Source organism: Zeimonas arvi (assembly GCF_008039575.1).
Classification (GTDB): Bacteria; Pseudomonadota; Gammaproteobacteria; order Burkholderiales; family Burkholderiaceae_E; genus Zeimonas; species Zeimonas arvi.
Genome location: NZ_VDUY01000005.1, coordinates 1 through 17907, shown reverse-complemented (window position 1 = coordinate 17907; position 17907 = coordinate 1). Strand labels below are relative to the sequence as shown.

The 17907-nt window shown below is 68.5% G+C and carries 20 protein-coding genes; 6 read left to right on the top strand and 14 right to left on the bottom strand.

The annotated features are described in order from the left end of the window. Positions 1-126 precede the first annotated feature (126 nt). The 7 genes from FHP08_RS12535 to FHP08_RS12505 all read right to left on the bottom strand — a co-directional run bounded on the left by FHP08_RS12535 (position 127) and on the right by FHP08_RS12505 (position 6829). Complete coding sequence (locus tag FHP08_RS12535; protein ID WP_147704824.1) at positions 127-531, bottom strand: carboxymuconolactone decarboxylase family protein; 405 nt, start codon at positions 529-531, stop codon at positions 127-129. Between the two features lie 78 nt (positions 532-609). Next, positions 610-1842: an amino acid ABC transporter substrate-binding protein gene (locus tag FHP08_RS12530; protein WP_147704823.1), complete on the bottom strand. Its 1233-nt coding sequence runs from the start codon at positions 1840-1842 to the stop codon at positions 610-612. A 48-nt stretch (positions 1843-1890) separates the two neighbouring features. Further along, positions 1891-2694 carry an ABC transporter ATP-binding protein gene (locus FHP08_RS12525; protein ID WP_147704822.1) on the bottom strand — a complete coding sequence of 268 codons (804 nt, stop codon included), beginning with the start codon at positions 2692-2694 and terminating at the stop codon, positions 1891-1893. A gap of 4 nt (positions 2695-2698) precedes the next feature. Next, complete coding sequence (locus FHP08_RS12520; protein WP_225879126.1) at positions 2699-3355, bottom strand: ABC transporter ATP-binding protein; 657 nt, start codon at positions 3353-3355, stop codon at positions 2699-2701. A 53-nt stretch (positions 3356-3408) separates the two neighbouring features. Beyond that, entirely contained in the window at positions 3409-4290 is an 882-nt protein-coding gene (locus FHP08_RS12515) for a branched-chain amino acid ABC transporter permease (protein WP_147704820.1), read from the bottom strand. 9 nt (positions 4291-4299) lie between these two features. Continuing rightward, positions 4300-5283, bottom strand: coding sequence for a branched-chain amino acid ABC transporter permease (locus FHP08_RS12510; protein WP_147704819.1), 984 nt, complete (start codon positions 5281-5283; stop codon positions 4300-4302). 67 nt (positions 5284-5350) lie between these two features. Then, positions 5351-6829, bottom strand: a complete 1479-nt coding sequence (locus FHP08_RS12505; RefSeq protein WP_147704818.1) for an amidase — start codon at positions 6827-6829, stop codon at positions 5351-5353. 425 nt (positions 6830-7254) lie between these two features. On the opposite strand from FHP08_RS12505, the gene FHP08_RS12500 reads away from it, so the two are divergent. Continuing rightward, positions 7255-8286, top strand: a complete 1032-nt coding sequence (locus FHP08_RS12500; protein ID WP_147704817.1) for a serine/threonine protein kinase — start codon at positions 7255-7257, stop codon at positions 8284-8286. 181 nt (positions 8287-8467) lie between these two features. Beyond that, a complete protein-coding gene (locus FHP08_RS12495) occupies positions 8468-8926 on the top strand; it encodes an SH3 domain-containing protein (protein ID WP_147704816.1) in 459 nt (152 codons plus the stop codon). A gap of 67 nt (positions 8927-8993) precedes the next feature. Here FHP08_RS12495 and FHP08_RS12490 read toward each other — a convergent pair whose 3' ends face one another. The 7 genes from FHP08_RS12490 to FHP08_RS12460 form a co-directional block, all read right to left on the bottom strand. Beyond that, on the bottom strand, positions 8994-10271 hold the full coding sequence (locus FHP08_RS12490; protein WP_147704815.1) for a TRAP transporter large permease: 1278 nt from the start codon (positions 10269-10271) through the stop codon (positions 8994-8996). Then, positions 10268-10762 carry a TRAP transporter small permease gene (locus FHP08_RS12485; protein ID WP_147704814.1) on the bottom strand — a complete coding sequence of 165 codons (495 nt, stop codon included), beginning with the start codon at positions 10760-10762 and terminating at the stop codon, positions 10268-10270. Before FHP08_RS12485 ends, FHP08_RS12490 begins: the two co-directional genes overlap by 4 nt. Before the next feature lie 75 nt (positions 10763-10837). Then, complete coding sequence (locus tag FHP08_RS12480; RefSeq protein ID WP_147704813.1) at positions 10838-11809, bottom strand: TRAP transporter substrate-binding protein; 972 nt, start codon at positions 11807-11809, stop codon at positions 10838-10840. A gap of 79 nt (positions 11810-11888) precedes the next feature. After that, positions 11889-12959 carry a vWA domain-containing protein gene (locus tag FHP08_RS12475; RefSeq protein WP_147704812.1) on the bottom strand — a complete coding sequence of 357 codons (1071 nt, stop codon included), beginning with the start codon at positions 12957-12959 and terminating at the stop codon, positions 11889-11891. Further along, positions 12956-13915, bottom strand: coding sequence for a DUF58 domain-containing protein (locus FHP08_RS12470; RefSeq protein WP_147704811.1), 960 nt, complete (start codon positions 13913-13915; stop codon positions 12956-12958). Before FHP08_RS12470 ends, FHP08_RS12475 begins: the two co-directional genes overlap by 4 nt. After that, positions 13890-14918 carry an AAA family ATPase gene (locus tag FHP08_RS12465; RefSeq protein ID WP_147704810.1) on the bottom strand — a complete coding sequence of 343 codons (1029 nt, stop codon included), beginning with the start codon at positions 14916-14918 and terminating at the stop codon, positions 13890-13892. Before FHP08_RS12465 ends, FHP08_RS12470 begins: the two co-directional genes overlap by 26 nt. A gap of 24 nt (positions 14919-14942) precedes the next feature. Beyond that, entirely contained in the window at positions 14943-15839 is an 897-nt protein-coding gene (locus FHP08_RS12460; RefSeq protein WP_407704027.1) for a S1C family serine protease, read from the bottom strand. 232 nt (positions 15840-16071) lie between these two features. Here FHP08_RS12460 and FHP08_RS12455 point away from each other — a divergent pair, with 232 nt between their 5' ends. The 4 genes from FHP08_RS12455 to FHP08_RS12440 all read left to right on the top strand — a co-directional run. Then, the gene (locus tag FHP08_RS12455; RefSeq protein WP_147704808.1) at positions 16072-16584 is read left to right on the top strand and encodes a 2,4'-dihydroxyacetophenone dioxygenase family protein; all 513 of its coding nucleotides are present in this window, start codon (positions 16072-16074) and stop codon (positions 16582-16584) included. A gap of 8 nt (positions 16585-16592) precedes the next feature. Further along, positions 16593-17060, top strand: coding sequence for a YeeE/YedE family protein (locus FHP08_RS12450; RefSeq protein WP_147704807.1), 468 nt, complete (start codon positions 16593-16595; stop codon positions 17058-17060). 1 nt (position 17061) lies between these two features. Then, positions 17062-17478 (top strand): YeeE/YedE family protein, encoded by a 417-nt coding sequence (locus tag FHP08_RS12445; protein ID WP_147704806.1) that lies wholly within the window; start codon positions 17062-17064, stop codon positions 17476-17478. Between the two features lie 92 nt (positions 17479-17570). Continuing rightward, positions 17571-17907: helix-turn-helix domain-containing protein (locus FHP08_RS12440; protein WP_147704805.1), on the top strand; the 337-nt coding region annotated here is incomplete at its 3' end.

Here is a 17907-nt window from a genome sequence, read left to right as displayed (position 1 = left end):
GCGGCTGCATTGCGCCGCCGCTCGAGGCGGGCGGGGCCCCGTGGCGCGAGGCGCGCGAGCGAAGGCCGACAGCCCGGCCGGCCAATCTCGCCGACCCGCGGCGCCGCTCCCGACCCGCCCGGAGCGTCACGGCATCCGGCCGTGCTCGCGAAGCACTTCCTCGGCCGTGCGCAGTGCATCGATCGCGGCCGGAAAACCGCAGTAGGCCACCGAATGCGTGAACACTTCGCGGATCTCCTCTGCGCTGCAGCCGTTGTTGAGCGCGCCGACCAGATGGATGCGCAGCTCGTGCGGACGATTCAGGGCGCACAGCATGGCAAGCGTGACCAGGCTGCGTACCTGCCGGCTCAGGTCTGGGCGCGTCCAAAGCGTGGCATAGGCGAACTCCTCGCTGAGCCCGCGCACGGCCGCATTCAGACGCGTCGTGCTCGCGTCGCGCCGCGCGACATAGTCGCTCCCGAGTATCTCGCGCATCACCTGTCGGCCTGCCGCGCGCAAGACCTGGTGGGCGCCGTCATGCGCTTCGTCCATCTCCTGTCTCCCTGTCTCCCTGCCTGCATGGCCTGTGGCGCCGGCGCGCCACAAGCGCTTCCAACCGCGATCAGCGCATCACTTGCGCTGCGAGAATGGTGGTACCGGATAGATCGGCTTGGCCGTCGCGACCGGTGGCGGATACACGACTTCGAGGCCTGTCGGCGTCGTCTGCATGATCGAGAACTCGTTCTTGAACTGCTTGCCGGTTTCGTCGATCTCGTACTCGCCGGTGGCAGTCACGATCTTGCCGCTCAGCTTCAGCGCCGCCTCCTTCATCTTCGCCGCATCCAGCGACTGTGCGGTGCTGATGATCTGCTCGGTGACAACGCCGGCGCCATAGGCGAGGATGGTCTGGAAGTCGGCCGTGTACTGGGCGTTCGGGAACAGCTTGGCGTAGCGCTCCATCATCTGCGCGCGGTTCAGGCCGTGGGTGACCGGCCAGTTGATCTTCTCGTGCAGCAGCGTCTGGCTGAACACGTAGTGACCGTCCTTGCCCGCCTGCTGAAGGAACTGTGGTTGCGAGGCATACACGAGGTAGACAGCCTTGAAGTCGGCATTGGCCTCCCGGATCTGCCTGGCGATCGTCATCTGGTCGCCCTCGTACGCCGTCGGGTAGAAAGCCTCGGCGCCGCTCGCCCTGGCCTTCTGGATCAGGATGTTGAAATCCTTCGTGCCCTTGGCGAACTTCTCCTCCATGGTGACTTCCATGCCGAGCTTCCTGGCAAGTTCGATCGCTCCCTGGGTAAGCGAAGCCGGGAAGGGCTCATCCAGGTAGGCAAAGGCGATCTTCTTCACGCCCATCGCATGCAGCGCGCGCACCGCTGGCTGGCCGAGAAGCGTGCCGGCGATCTGCGTTGCCGACACGATGTACTTGTAGCCCTGCCGGTAGATCGAGTCCGCGGAGGCCGACCAGATGACCATGAACTTGCCGTTCGTCTCGGTCGCATTGGCCGCGGCTGCGGTCAGCGTGCTGCCGAACGGGCCGAACACCAGATCCACCTTCTCGTCCTTGATGAGCGTCTCGTAGACCCTGGGCACCAGTGTCTTGTCGCTACGATCGTCGAGCTTCACCAGCTCGACCTTGCGCTTCTTGCCACCGATGTCGATGCCGCCACGGCTGTTGACATCGTCGAGCCAGATCTGCAATCCGCGCTCCCCGGACTGGGCCGCCAACGCGAATGTGCCCGCCGACGAGACCGTCATGCCGATGCGGATCGGCGCATCCGTCTGGGCCGTCACCGGTGTGGTCGCCATGCCGGTGACCATGGCAGGCGCCGCCAGCGCCCACAGAAAGGACCTTCGTTGCATAACGTTCTCCTCGTGGGGCTGCATAACGAGCCGCGGACGCCAGCCCCACTAGGCGTCGATGCGGTAGTCGATCCATTCGGCGATCATGTCGCGAAGACTCGAATCCTCCGAGAAGGCCTGTGCCGACCCGTCGATCTTGTTGCGCCCGAGCTCCAGCACGTAAAGGTGGTCGGAGATGCGCACGCACTGGCGGACGTTCTGGTCCACGAGCAGCACGGTGATCCCCTGCCGGGGCAGCTCGCGGACGAACTCGTAGATCTCGGAGGCGGCCTTCGGCGCGATCATTGCCGTCGGCTCGTCGAGCAGCACGGCGCGCGGCTGCAGCGCCAGCGCCCGGCCAAGCTCCAGGAAGCGCTGCTGGCCGCCGCTCATCGCGCCCGCGGCCTGGCTGCGCCGCTCCCGGAGCATGGGGAACTGCGCGTAGGTACGGTCCAGCGCCTCGGCCACCCGCGCCTTGTCGCGACGGAAGGTCCAGCAGGCCAGACGAAGATTGTCCTCCACGCTGAGCTCGTTGAACAGGCTGCGTCCCTGGGGCACCAGGGCGATGCCGTGCTCGATGAAGCGCCAGGGCGGCATGCCGGTGACAGCCTTGCCGTCGATCAGCACGTCGCCGACCACCGGTTTGAGCAGGCCGTAGAAGGTGCGCAGCGCCGTCGACTTGCCGGCGCCGTTGGGCCCGATCACGCCGGTTATCAGACCCGGCCGCACTGCCATCGACAGGCCCTGCAGGATGCGGATGTCGCCGTGATAGGCCACGTCGACGTTGCGCAACTCCAGCACTGGCGGCGCCAGCGCCCCGGCCGCAGGCCCTGCCTGCTTTGGCTGTTGCTCGTTGCGAACGACGCGGTGCATGCGGTCAGGCTCCGAGATAGGCTTCGATCACGGCAGCGTCGCTGCGGATCTGGTCGACGCTGCCCTCGGCGATCACGCGGCCTTCGTTGAGCGCCGCCACCCGATGCGACAACTGGTAGATCGAGGTCAGGTCGTGACTGATCAGAAGAACAGTCTTGCCGGCCGCGGCAATCGACTCGATCTGTTCGATCATGAACCGGCACAGGGTCGGATGCACGCCGGCGAAGGGCTCATCGAGCATGACCACCCTTGGCTCGGGCATCAGCATGCGCGCCATTTCGAGCAGTTTCTGCTGGCCGCCGGACAGCTCCTCGGAAAAGTTGTGGCGCAGGTCGATCAGCCGCATCCGCTCGAGCATCGACTCGGCCCGCTCGATGAGCACGACGTCCGGCTCACTCCGATTGAGTACCGGCACCAGCAGGTTGTCGATCAGCGACATCCGGCGAAAGACGCGCGGAATCTGGAAGGTGCGGCCGATGCCGAGCTTGGCCACCTCGTGCGGCGTCAGGCCGGTGGTCTCGCGATCGCCGATCATCACCCGGCCCTCATCGGGACGGTAGATTCCGCAGATGCAGTTCATCAACGTGGTCTTGCCAGCGCCGTTCACCCCGATGATGCCAAGCACCTCTCCGGGCTGCGCCACGAGTTCGACGCCGGCCAACGCGGTCAGGCCGCCGAAGCGCTTCACCAGTCCGCTCACCCGAATCGACGCGCTCATCGCTGCGCCCTCCAGCCGAGAATGCCGGTGGGGCGGACCAGGATGACGGTGACCAGGATGAGGAAGCCGACGATCTGCGCCATCGCTTGTGGCAGAAAGACGGTCGACATCTGCTCGGCCAGCCCATACAGGAGGCCGGCGAGCAGCGCGCCGACCGGGTTGCCCAGGCCGCCCAGCACGACCACGATGAAGCCGATGATGGCGTAATCGGTGCCGGAGAACGGGTTGAATGCCGGAAAGACCAGTGCGACCAGCACGCCGCTGACTCCGGCGATTGCGGTGGCCAGGGCGAACGCGAATGCGGACAGCTTGATCACGTCGACGCCGACGATCTGGATCGCCTCGCGGTTCATGATCGTGGCCCGCAATGCCTTGCCCGGCAACGTACGGAACAGGAACCAGGCGAGCGCGGCCGACATCGCCAGCGTGACCCCGAACGCGACCAGCCGCGCGGTCGACACGTAGACCAGGCCGACCTTCATCGAGATCGGCTCGAAGGCATAGTCGATCGACCGGGAGTCCGCCTCGAAGAGCAGCAGCATCACCGCGGCCAGCGCGATCGACATGCCGTACATCATCAGGAAGGACATGATCTCCGGATCGTCACTGCGCGACAGCCGTGGGATCAGCAGGAAGTATCCCGCCCAGCCCAGCCCGAAGAAGAAGACCGCCGCAAGCGGCATGGCCAGAAGGGGGGGGATGCCGAGGCTGTTGTACAGCACGTAGGCGACAAAGGCGCCACCGATGACAAACTCGCCATGGGCGAAGTTCACGATGCGCAGCACCCCGTAGAGGAGCGTCAGGCTCAACCCGATCAGCGCGTAGACGCCGCCGACGATGAGGCCGTTGAGCAATCCGTTGAGGACCAGGATCTCCATGGCGAACGCTCAGGGAATGTAGCGGCGCCACTGCGGCCGGCGGCGCAACAGCGTGCCGACGATGCCGCGCGGCAGGAAGAGTACGAGCAGCACGGTGGCCACGCCGAGGATCAGCAGGTTGAGCAGCGGGAACTGCCGCCAGATCAGCTCGTCGAGCCAGACCATCACGATCGAGCCGATGACCGGCCCGGTGATGGTGCCGAGCCCGCCGGCCACCGCGTAGATCACGGTCTTGGCCGTGATCAGCGTGTTGAACGCGGTTTCGGTGTCGACGACATTCGTGTACCAGGCCTCGACCCCGCCGCACAATGCCGGAAAGAAGGCCGCGATCAGCCAGCCATGCAGTCGCACTCGCGCGACGTTCACGCCCATCATGTCGGCCGCCTCCGCATCGTCGCGCACGGCGCGCAGGGCCTTGCCCAGGCGCGAGCGCGCCAGCCACAGGAAGGTGGCCAGCGCAACCAGCATCACGGCCAGCATCACATAGAAGGACAACACCGGTTCGGCCCGGCTGCCCAGCTGCAGGCCGAACGATCCGCCGGTGATGTGTTCGGGCATGTTGGTGATGACCAGCCGGCAGATGCTTGCCAGCGCCAGGCTGACGATGGCGAAGTAGATGCCCGAGAGTCGAAGCGTGGGCGCGAAAAGCAGCCCCAGCGCGATGCCGGCGGCGCCGGAGAACGGCAGCGCGAGCAGCACCGGAAATCCAAGCGTCTTGACCAGGATGGCCGTGGTGAACGCGCCCACGCCATAGAACGCGACGTACCCGAAGGGCATGTAGCCAGAGAAGCCGGCCGCCACGTTGAAGGCCGATGCCATCGTGATCCACAGCATCAGGTAGAAGTGGAAGGCAAGGTTCAATTCGAAGACCGGCACCAGCACGAAGTAGACGCTGACCACGCCGCCGATCAGCGCGGCCAGCGTGTAGTAGATCCGGTCGGCCGCCCGCCGCTCGGCCGCGCGCGGCGCCGACGGAGCCTCGTCAACCGCCATGCCGCGCCTTCTCGATGCAGGACTTCCGGCTGCGCTTCACATCCAGGCACCGCATCGGGGGGTCTCCTCAGGCGGTATCGGCGAGATCCGGGCGCAGCCGGTTGTAGCCGGTCGCATCCTGAAAGGCCTTGCCGATCTCGAGCATCAGCCGCTCGGCATGCGGCTTTCCGATGAACTGGACGCCGACGGGCAGACCCTCATGAAGCCCGGCCGGCATCGCCAGGCTGCACAGCCCCAGGTAGTTCACCGGGCGGGTCAGATAGCCGGGCAACGGAGAGGCCTCGTCGATCTCGTCGATCGGCGGCGCCGGTTCGGCTACCGTCGGCAGCAGGATCGCATCGAATCGGCGAAACCACTCGCCGAAGAACTGGCGCCTTTGCGCCATCATGCGCAGGGTTTCCGCATACTCGCCGGGCGCGAAACTGCGGGCATTGAGCACTCGCGCACGCACGGCCTCCCCGATCTCGGCAGCCGGGTCCTCGATCCTGTCGCGGTTGATCGCAAAGCATTCGGAAGCGATGATCACGCCTGCCGGTCTTGACAGATCGAAATACCAGTCGGGCAGGCGAACCGGCACGATCTCGGCGCCGAGCCGCTCGAGTTGGCCGGCCGCTTGCAGCCAGGCATCGATGACGGCGGGGTGCATGAACTCCGGCAGCTGGTTGCGATCGGGCAGCGCGATACGGACGTGCTCCAGCGAAGTGCCGACGATCTCGGCCGGCAGGTCGACGGGTGGTTGAGCGAGGGTCATGGCGTCACGCGGGTCGGGGCCCGCCAGCACCCGGTAGAGCTCGGCGCAGTCCTCGACGCTGCGGCACAGCGGGCCGATCGAATCGAGCGTCCAGCTGAGCACTCCGGTGCCGTGCAGGCTGATTCGGCCGTGGGTCACCTTGAGCCCGACCAGGCCGCAGAAGGCCGAGGGGATGCGTACCGAGCCGCCGGTATCGCTGCCAATGCCGGCCGGCGCGAGTCCTGCAGCCACCGCCACCGCGGTGCCGCTCGACGAGCCGCCGGGCACCCTGTGACGCTTCATGTCCCAGGGATTCCACGGCGCACCCATGAGCGGGTTGGTGCCCCAGCCGCCGAAGGCGAACTCGACCATGTGCAGCTTGCCCAGGGGAATCATGCCGGCGCCAAGCAGCCGCTCGACGGTGGCCGACGTGCTGTCGGCCCGCCGCGTCGCCCACATCTTCGAGCCCAGCGTGCCGATGCGCCCGGCGATGTCACACAGATCCTTGATCCCGATCGGCAGTCCGTGAAGAGGCCCGATCGGCAGGCCTGCCGATCGGGCCCGGTCAGCGGCGTCGGCCAGCGCGCGCGCCTCGCCGCGATAGACCTCGACGAACGCATGCAGCCTGCCGTCAAGGCGTTCGATCAAGGCCAGGTGCGCATCGACGATCTCGCGGCTCGAGCACCGCGCGCTGCGCAGCGCCTCGGCCTGCTCGGCGAGTGTCAGGTCGCTGAGTTCGATGTCTTGTCCCCCGGGAGCGCTCGTTCTGGATTCTGGCAGCCCGCGCTCGTCCTGCCGATCTTTGCAGTTGATCATGAGGGTAGACCAGCGGCGCTGTCAACGCGGCAACGGAAGCTCCGCATGCGGTCGCCCGCTGTCCGGCAGTGGGCGCCGGACCATCCCCGCCACCGAGACGGCGGTCAATCGAGTGACCGGGCAGGCGCCCTTGCCCTCGCCTTGTTCGTACCGGAAGGACCGGCCTTGGGGGGGCGCGGGCTCTGCTGCATGCCGGTCGGCACGTCATCGCACAAGACCCGCCGCGCCGGCCTGGGGGCTCGGGAGAGCGCGATTGCGAAGGCGCCATCCGAGGACGACGGCCACCATATTGTCGCGGGAACCTGCCTGATGCCGGTGACCACCGTCGACCAACAGCTGGCGGCGCTGCCAGCCGCTTCGCGCCTGCGCAGCCGCGCGAGCTGTCGTGCCGACAGCGGCGAGGCTCGGCACGTAGAATCCACGAGATGAGCGAACCCGATCCGGCCGACCAGACACCCTATGCCCGGCTCGCGCCGGACCTGATGCTCGACGCGCTCGACGCGGTGGGCCTGCGCGGCGACGGTCGTTTCATCGCGCTGAACAGTTACGAGAACCGCGTCTACCAGGTCAGCCTGGAGGACGGCCCTGCGGTGGTCGCGAAGTTCTACCGTCCAGGACGCTGGAGCGACGCGCAGATCCTCGAGGAGCACGCATTCGCCACCGAGCTCGCCGGGCGCGAGATCCCGGTGGTGGCGCCGCTGCCGCTGCGGCCGGTGTCGCCGGACGCATCGGTGTCGGGCGAGCACGACACCCTGGCCGCGTTCGCGGGTTATCGCTACGCCGTCTACCCGCGCCGCGGCGGGCGCGCCCCCGAGCTGGACGACCCCGACACGCTCGAGCGCATCGGCCGGTTCATCGGCCGCATCCACGCGGTCGGCGCGATCGCGCCCTTCGCGCACCGGCCGGCCGTGGACGTGGCCGGCTTCGGCGAGGAGCCGCGCGCCTGGCTGCTCGCGCACGACTTCGTGCCGGCCGATCTGCTGCCCGCCTGGCGCGGCATCGTGGATCGCGCGCTCGACGCGGTACGCGAGGCCTTTGCCCGCGCGGGAGCGGCGAAGGCGATCCGGCTGCACGGCGACTGCCATGCGGGCAACATCCTGTGGACCGACGACGGCCCGCATTTCGTGGACTTCGACGATGCGCGCAGCGGGCCCGCGATCCAGGACCTGTGGATGCTGCTGTCGGGCGACCGCGCCTCGATGACGCGCCAGCTGTCCGACCTGCTGGCCGGCTACGAGGATTTCGCCGACCTGGACCGCCGCGAATTGCAGCTGATCGAGCCCTTGCGCACCCTGCGGCTGATCCACTATTCGGCCTGGCTGGCGCGCCGCTGGCACGACCCCGCATTCCCGGCCGCGTTCCCGTGGTTCGGTACGCAGCGCTACTGGCAGGACCGGGTGCTGGAATTGCGAGAGCAGGTGGCGGCGATGCAGGAGCCGCCGCTCGAGTGCGGCTGAAGCGATCCGGCCCGGAGACGGCCGCAATGCCGCAGGCCGTAGCCTAGCACCGCTGCGCCAGCGAATGCCCGGGCGCGCGGGGCGGACATCGCCGCTCGGCGAGACGCATCGCTTTCTGGCAAATACAATCGGGGTGTCCCCGTCCGCGACGGGCCGCCACGAATCCAGCCAGAAGGAACCGATGTCCAGGACGCGAACCCTGTCCCTCAACCTCGCTTTCGCCGCCTCGCTCTTCACGCTCGCGGCCCCTGCGGCGCACGCCATCGAGATGGTCAGCGTCGACCGCGAGGTGATCAACCTGCGCACCGGCCCGGGCACGAGCCACGAGGCCACCTGGCGGCTGAACCGCGGCTATCCGCTGATCGTGACCGGCCGCAAGGGCGGCTGGCTGTCGGTGCGCGACTTCGAGAACGACACCGGCTGGGTGCTCGGCCGCCTGACCGCGAAGAAGCCGCACTTCATCGTGAAGGGCCAGGACGTGAACATGCGCAGCGGACCCGGCACCCGCTACAAGGTGGTGGGCAAGGCGCAGTACGGCGAGGTGATGAAGACCCTGGAGCGGCGCAAGGGCTGGGCGAAGGTTCGCAAGGCCGACGGCCTGACCGGCTGGATCTCGCGCAAGCTGCTCTGGGGCTGGTAGGCCCCGGAGGGGCCGCCGCGGCCGGTCTCGCGGCGGCGCTCCGGTGCGCCGCGGCGAGCCGGCGCGCTCAGCGCCCGTAGACCAGGTCGCGCAGCAGCAGCGAGATGTCGGGCACGTAGGTGATCACCATCAGGCAGCCGATGATCACCGCCACGAAGGGCAGCAGGTCGCGGATGATCTGATCCAGCGATACGCGCGCGACGGTGCAGGCCGCGAACAGGTTGACCCCGAAGGGCGGGGTGATCATCCCGAGGGCCAGGTTCACCACCATCACGACGCCGAAGTGCACCGGATCGATCCCGAAGTGCGCCGCAACCGGCGCCAGGATGGGCCCCAGCACGATGATCGCCGCGCTGGTCTCGATGAACATGCCGATGAAGAACAGCGCCGCGTTCACGCCGAGCAGGAACAGCGCCGGCGACTGCAGCACCGCCTCGAGCCAGTGACCGATCGCATCCGGCACGCCCGCGCGGGTGAGCAGGAAGGCGAACATGCCCGCGTTGGCGATGATGAACATGATCACCGCCGACGAGACCACCGACTTGCGCAGCACCCGGTACAGGTCGCCCGGCCTGATCTCGCGGTAGATGAGCATCCCCACGATCAGCGCGTAGAACACCGCGACCGCCGAGGCTTCGGTGGGCGTGAAGATGCCGCCGTAGATGCCGCCCAGGATGATCACCGGCATCAGCAGCGCCCAGCCCGCCTGCCAGGTGGCCGGGATCACGCCCAGCCGCCCCTCGCCATCCTGCTTGCCCCAGCCCTTGATCTTGCACCAGACCCAGACGAAGAACATCAGCGAGGCGGCGATGAACAGGCCCGGCAGGACGCCGGCGATGAACAGCTCGCCGATCGATACCTCGGCGCTGACGCCGTACAGGATCATCGGGATCGACGGCGGGATGATCACGCCCAACTCGGCGCTGGTCGCCTGCAGCGAGGCCGCGTAGGTGGTCGGATAGCCGTGCTTCTGCAGCGCCGGGATCAGGATCGCGCCGATCGCGAAGGTGGTGGCTACCGAGGAGCCTGACACTGCGGCGAAGATCATGCAGGTCAGCACGCAGGTCATCGGCAGGCCGCCCTGCACGCCGCCGACCAGGCTCTTGGCGAACTCCACCAGACGGCGCGAGATGCCGCCCGATTCCATCAGGTTGCCGGCCAGGATGAAGAAGGGAATGGCGGCCAGCGGGAACTTGTTGATCGAATTGAACATCTCCTTGACGGAGATGAGCATGTGGGCGTTCGATATCTGCAGGCCCACGATGGCCGAAAGTCCGATCGAGACTGCGACGGAGATGGTCAGCGTGAACGCCAGGACCATCGTGACGATCATCGCGAAGGTCATTGCGCGGTCTCCAGTTCGAGCCGCTGAGGATCGATCAGTGCGCCGACCAGGCCTATGAGCGAGAACACCGCGCCGACCGGCAGGGCCAGGTAGGCCCAGAACATCGAAAGGCTCTCCAGGCCGGCGATGGTCTGCATGCCACCGCGCTGCGCGTAGTCCCAGCCCCACCACAGGACGATCAGCATCAGCGCGACGCTGGCGACGAACACGATCCACTCGAGCGCGCGCCGCATCGGCTGCGAGCTCCAGCGGTACAGGGCGTCGACGCAGACCATGGCGCCTTGCCGGAAGGCGGCGGGAATCGCGAGGAAGACCATCCAGATCAGGCTGAAGCGGATCAGCACTTCAGTCCATTCGGCGGGCTGCTCGAGCACGAAGCGGGTGATGATCTGGAACATGCCGAGCGAGGCCGCGACGACCATCATCGCGCAGGCTCCGATCATGGCAACCCCTGTGCTCAGGCGCTCGAAGCTGAGGAATGCCTGTTTCATCGGTGAGTCACGTGGAAAAAAGAAAGCCCGCCGGCGGGGCGCTGGCGGGCTCGGATTGCACTACGACGGGGCGGATTACTGGACGTTGCGGATCTTGTCCAGGTTCGCCTTGCCGAACTCCTTCTCGAACTGGGCCATGACCGGCGCGAGCGTGGCCTGGAACCTGGCCTTGTCGACGTTGTCGACCACCTGCATGCCGAGCTCGCGCAGCTTCGCCACGCCGTTGGCGTCGTCCTTGTCCACCCGGGCGCGGTTGGCCTCGACGGCGACCTTGGCGGCCTCGAGGAAGGCCTTCTTGTCGGCGTCGGAGAGCTTGTCGAAGGCGCCCTTGTTCATCAGCAGGATGCAGGGGGAGTAGACATGGCCGGTCAACGACAGGTGCTTCTGGACCTGGTCGAACTTGGCGGCCATGATGACCGACAGCGGGTTCTCCTGGCCGTCGACCGTGCCCTGCTGCAGTGCGGTGAACACCTCGGGGAAGGCCATCGGCGTGGTCACGATGCCCAGCCCCTTGTAGGCGGCGATGTGAACCGGGTTCTCCATCGTGCGCATCTTCAGGCCCTTCAGGTCGTCGGGCGCGACGACCGGGCGCTTGCTGTTCGTCATGTGGCGAACGCCGTTCTCGCCCCAGGCCAGGGCCTTGAAGCCCTTGGACTCGAACTTCTTGAGCAGGTCCTGGCCGATCTCGCCGTCGAGCACCTTGCGGGCGTGGGCCTTGTCGCGGAACAGGAAGGGCACGTCGAGGATCTTGGTCTCGGGCACGAAGTTCGGCACCGGGCCGCTCGAGCTGAAGGCCAGTTCCTGCGTGCCGAGCTGGACTGCCTCGATGTACTCGCGCTCGCCGCCCAGCGAACCGTTGTAGAAGGTCTGGATCTTGTAGCGGCCGTTGGTCCGCTTCTCGACTTCCTGGGCGAAGGTGTCGATCGCGACGCCCTGGTGCGAGTCCTTCGCGGTGGCGATGCTGATCCGCATCGTGGTCTGCGCGGCGGCGCCGGCCATCAGGCCCATCGCGAGGGCGAGTCCGAGAGTCAGCTTGGTCAGTTTCATTAGGTCTCCGTTTTTGCGAGGTCGCGATCGGTCCGATCGATCCCGGACCGCGATTGTAGGGAATTCCGGGGAGGCGTGTTCAGAACACCCTGCGGAACCAGAGCATCGAGAGCAGCGCCGAGAGAAGCGCGAGGGCGGCGCCGGCCCCCGCGAACAGGGCGGTGACCTCGGTCTCGCGGGTTTCCAGGACCACCTTGGCAGTCAGCGACTCGTAGACCTTCTTCAGGTCCTCGGCGGTGCCGGCATAGAAGTACTCGCCCATCGTGATGTCGGCGATCGCCTTCAGCGCCTCTTCGTCGAGCCGCACCCGCATGGACCAGCCGTCGCCGACCAGGATCTCGCCGTTGGGCGTGCCGATGCCCACCGTGTAGACCCGCACCCCGCGTTCGGCGGCCATCCAGGCCGAGGCGATCGGGTCCGGCCCGGTGGTGGTCTGGCCATCGGTCAGCAGGATGATGACCGCGGACTCGTGCGAGCCGGGCGGCACCGGCGGCGGCGCGGGCTTCGCCTCGGCGCCCGCGGCCGATGCGGCGCTGCGGCTCCGGTCGAGCGGCGCCGCGCGCTGGCCGGGCGCGCGCCGCCGCGGGTCCTGGCTGCGCAGGTCGAACTCGATGTCGGGGAAGATCGTCTTCAGCGAGATCAGCAGGCCGCTGCCGACCGCGGTGCCGCGTTGCAGTTCGAAGCGGTCGATCGCCGCGAGCAGGTCGTCGCGGCTGTCGGTGGGGGGCTGCACCAGCGCCGCGGTCCCGCCGAAAGTGACCAGGCCGATCCGGGTGCTGCGCGGCTGGTCGGCGATGAAGGCGCGGGCCGCGGCCTGGGCGGCCGCGAGCCGGGTCGGGGACACGTCGTCGGCGCGCATGCTGCCCGAGACGTCCATCGCGAGGATCACGGTCTCGTGCGCCGAGGGCAGCGTCAGCACCGCCGCGGGCCGGGCGACCGCGAGCAGCATCGCGGTGAGCGCGAGCAGGAAGAGCGCCGGGGGCAGGTGGCGGCGGAGACCCTGGCCCGGCGAAATCGCCTCGCGCACCAGCCCCAGGCCGGCGTAGCGCACCGCGTCGCGCGCGCGCCGACGCAGCAGCCACAGGTAGAGCAGCACCAGCAAGGGCAGCAGGACGAGCAGCGGCAGCAGGCGAGGCCAGAGGAAGCTCATCGCGCGCCTCCGGCGCCGAGCCGGTTGCGCAGGCGGCGCAGCCGGGCAAAGCGCAGCACCGCGTCCGCCAGGTCGTCGTCGGTGGCGAGTTCCAGCACGTCGACGCCGGCGCGCGCGAAGGCTTCCTGGAGGTCGGTCTCGCGCCGGGCCGCAGCCTCGGCGAAGCGCCTGCGAAAGCCCCGGTCGTGGGTGTCGACCTGCAACTGCTCGCCGGTCTCGGCATCCTGGATCGTGACGACGCCCAGATCGGGCAGCTCGCGCTCCAGCGGGTCGACGACGCGAACCGCCACCACCTCGTGCCGGACCGCCAGGCGGCCCAGCGCGTCGTGCCAGCCTGGCAGGCTCTGGAAGTCGGAGACCACGAAGACCAGCGAGCGGCGGCGGATCGCGTCGTCGGCGCGCCGGAACAGCTCGGCCAGGTCGGTCGGGTGCGGCCGCAAGGGCGGCGGGCGCGTGGCGATCCGGTGCAGCAGACCCAGGACCTGGGTGCGGCCGCCGCGGGCCGGCAGGGTGGCCTCGACGCCGGCGCCGTAGAGCGTGGCGCCGATGCGGTTGCCGTGCCGCGCGAGCAGCCGCGCCAGCACCGCGGTGAAGTCCCGGGCCATGTCGAGCTTGCTGCCCGGCCCGGAGCCGAAGTCGACCGAGGCGCTGAGGTCGAGCAGGAACCAGGCGTCGATCTCGCGCGATTCGGTGAACTGGCGCACGTGGGGCGTGTCCAGCCGGGCGGTCACGTTCCAGTCGATGTGCCTGACATCGTCGTGGTGCTGGTACTCGCGCAGGTCGGCCAGGTCCATGCCGGCGCCGCGGAACAGGGTGCGGAAGTCGCCCTGAAGCTGGCCGTCGAGCCGGCGGATGACGGTCCACTCGAGGCGGCGCAGCACGCCCTCGGCGTGCGCGGCATCGCGTGTCCCGGTCGCGGCGTGCGCCGCCTCAGGCCTGTTCGGCGAGGTCCACATGGGATTCCAGCGGCTTCTCGGGCGCCGGCAGCTGCTTCATGATCCGGCGGACCAGCGCGTCGGCGTCCACGCCCTCGGCGAGCGCCTCGTAGGACAGCACGATCCGGTGGCGCAGCACGTCGGGCACGAGATCGGTGAGGTCCTCGGGCAGCACGTAGCGGCGCCCCCGCAGGCAGGCCAGCGCGCGGGCGCCCTCGATCAGCGCGATCGTGGCCCGCGGGCTCGCGCCGAAGGTCACGAAGCGCGCCTGGTCGGCCAGCCCGAAGCGCGCCGGCTCGCGGGTGGCGGCAACCAGCCGGACCGCATGCTGGATCAGCGAGGGATCCACGTAGATGCGGCGGCATTGGCGCTGCAGCGCGCCGAGCTGCTCGGTGGAGCAGACCGAGCCGACCGCGATCTCCGGCCCGGTGACCCGCTGCACGATGACGAATTCTTCTTCGTCGCTGGGGTAGCCGACCACCACCTTCATCATGAAGCGGTCCACCTGCGCCTCGGGCAGCGGATAGGTGCCCTCGGTCTCGATCGGGTTCTGGGTGGCCATGACGAGGAAGGGCTCGGGCACGTGGTGGGCCTGGCCCGCGATCGTGACCTGCCGCTCCTGCATGACCTCGAGCAGCGCGCTCTGCACCTTGGCGGGTGCACGGTTGATCTCGTCGGCCAGCAGCAGGTTGGTGAACACCGGCCCGAGCGAGGTCGCGAACTCGCCGGTGCGCTGGTTCCAGATGCGGGTGCCGATCAGGTCCGCCGGCACCAGGTCGGGCGTGAACTGGATCCGCTTGAAGCTGCCGCGGATGGTGCGGGCGAGCGTCTTGACGGTGAGCGTCTTGGCCAGTCCCGGCACGCCTTCCACCAACAGGTGGCCCTGGGCCAGCATCGCGACCATGACGCGCTCGAGGAAGTGGTCCTGGCCGACCACCACGCGCTTGACTTCGAAGAGCACGCGCCGCATCAGCTCGGCGATCGCTTCGCCGTCGCGATCGATGTCCATCGGTGACGATTCCATGCGCGGCCTTGCCTCCTGCGGGATTCAGAACGGCGACATGCCGACCGACATCGCCGCCGTCTCGATGGGCACGGCAAAGCCGATGCCCACGAAGACCCGCTGCTCGGTGGGGTTCATGATCGCGGTGACGATGCCGACGACCTCGCCGTCGACGGTGACCAGCGGCCCGCCCGAGTTGCCGGGGTTGGCGGCCGCGTCGAACTGGATCAGGTCGGTCAGCATGCGCTTGCCCTCCGGCGAGCGGAACTCGCGGCGCAGGCCCGACACGACGCCCGACGTGACCGTGGGGCCGATGCCGAACGGGAAGCCGACTGCGATCACCTGCGCGCCCACGGCCAGGTTCCGGGTGGATGCCATCGTGGCCGGCTTCAGGTCGTCGGGGATGGATTTCGCCCGCAGAACGGCGAGGTCCTGCGCGGGCTCCAGCGCGATCACGCGGGCGTCGGACACGTGGCCGTCGAAGAACTCCACCCTGATGCGCTCGGCGCCAGCCACGACGTGGAGATTGGTCAGGATCGTGCCGTCATCGACGATCACCACGCCGCTGCCGACGTTGCCTTCGGCCTCGTCGTTGGCGGCCGAGTCCTTGTCGAGCGCCCGCACGCGGACCACCGACGGCGCGATCGCTTCCCAGGCCCTGGCGGCCGGCGGAGCCGGCGGATGCGTCTCGAGCGCGTGGGCGACCGCTGCGTCGATGTCGCGCTGGGTGAGGGGCGGTTCGGCGAGCAGGCGCACGGTGAGCGCGGCCGCCGCGACGACCAGCGCGGCGGTGGCGAGCGTTCGCAGCCTGGCGGCCTGCCGGGCCAGGCTCGCGCGAAACCGCGCGAGGCGCCCGGGCGGCGCGTCGGGTGTTGGCGGGGGCGGGTCGCCAGCCGTCCGCGAAGGCCCGCCGGCCGATGTCGCGCTCCCTGTGCGGGGCATGGCGCGGCCGGGCGCCTGCGCCGGGAGGGCCCCGGTCGGGCGCGTTCGGCTCGAATGGCTGTAGAGCGGAACCCTTCGCATGCGCGGACCCCTCCGGTTGTCCGGCGATTTCGGCCAAGTTAGCACGGACGACGCCCTTCCCGCGAGGGTCGCCGACTCGCCCGGCGGGGCATCCCGCCCAGGACGACCTCGATACAATCCAGGGTTCGACATTCAACGGGGAGTGGAAGCGATGAGCAACGAGAAGTGGGTCGCCTACCGACATCCGCAGCCAGCCGAGTCGCCGCCCGAGCTCGTCGTCCCGAACGCCATCCCCACCGACGAGCGGATCTGGGTCCCGGTCGAGGAGAATGTCTGGTTCCGGCCGCTGTGCATGTCGGCCACCCGCGGCTACTGGATGAACCTGCTGCGCGTGCGCAAGTCCGGGGTGCTGTCGCGCCACCGGCATCCGCAGCCGGTGCACGGCTTCGTGCTGAAGGGCGAGTGGCGCTACCTCGAGCACGATTGGGTCGCGAGCGAGGGCGGCTACGTCTACGAGTCGCCGGGCGAGACCCACACCCTGGTCGTCGACCCGCACGTCGAGGAGATGATCACCTTCTTCCAGGTGAACGGCGCGATGATCTACGTCGATCCCGACGGCAACACCACCGGCTACGACGACGTGTTCACCCGCATCGACAAGTGCCGGGCGCACTACACGAAGGTCGGCCTGGGCGCCGACTACATCGACCAGTTCATCCGCTGAGCGCCGTCATGGACGCGCTGTTTCCCCTGGGCACGGCCCACTACCTGGCGGGCGGCCTGATCATCGGCCTGGGCGTCGCGCTGCTGTTCCTGAGCACGGGCCTGATCGGCGGCATGAGCACCGTGTTCACCTCGACCTGGTCCTTCGTGTCGCGGCTGCCATTCTTCTCGCAGGCGCGCTTCGTGGACAGCCGGGTCTGGCGCCTGGTCTACGCCGCCGGACTGATCCTCGGGGCCGCGATCTGGTGGCTGGCGGCGGGGCAGGACTCCGGTTACCGGGTCTCGATCCCGTGGTGGCAGCTCGCCGTCGGCGGCTTCGTGGCGGGCTTCGGCGCGCGCATGTCGAACGGCTGCACCTCGGGACACGGCATCTGCGGAATGGGCTCGCTGCAGGCGCCGTCGATGCTCGCGGTGCTCACCTTCCTGGCCACCGCGATGATCACCGCCCGGCTGGTGCTGATGGTGGGGGGGCGTTGACATGAAACCGATGGGATGGCTGATGGTGCTGGCGAGCGGCGCGCTCTTCGGCTTCGGGCTGGCGCTCTCGACGATGATCCGGCCGGAGGTGGTGCTGTCCTTCCTGCGCTGGCAGGACTTCGGCCTGATGCTGGTGCTGGGCGGCGCGGTGGTCGTGACCTTCTTCGCCTACCGCTTCGTGCCGAAGCTGCTGAGCAAGCCGTTGTTCGGCGCGAGCTTCGGCAAGCATCCGTCCGAGCTGAACCGCAGCACGATCGTCGGCGCGGCGATCTTCGGCGTGGGCTGGGGCATTTCGGGCGTCTGCCCGGGCCCCGCGATCGCGGGCCTGGGCGCCGGGCAGTGGGAGCTGCTGATCTCGGTGGCGGCCATGCTGGCCGGCGCCTGGGTGCACGGCCGCCTGACCGGCGGAAAGGGCTAGGTGTGAAGCTTCAATAGGTTGTTGTGTCCATTCGGACTGGGTTTGAGAGACTGGAAGTCGCCAAACACCCAGATCCCAGGGACGCCAGCCGAATGAACACGCACAAGAATGCCCGACTCACTTTCGCCCGTCGACTCGAGATGGTTCGCCAGATGACAGAGCAGCGTCTGACACCGGCAGCGGCTGCCGCCGCTGCCGGTGTCAGCGAGCCCACTGCGCGCAAATGGCTGGGGCGCTACCTGGCCGGAGGCGAGGCGGCATTGGTCGATGCGAGTTCGGCGCCCAAGCGCAGCCCAAGATCGATCGCGCCGTCCAAGGCACTGGCGATCGTCGAGTTACGTCGCCGGCGCCTGACGCAGTCACGCATCGCGGCGAGCCTCTGTGTCTCGGAGAGCACCGTGAGCCGGGTGCTGTCGCGTGCCGGGCTGT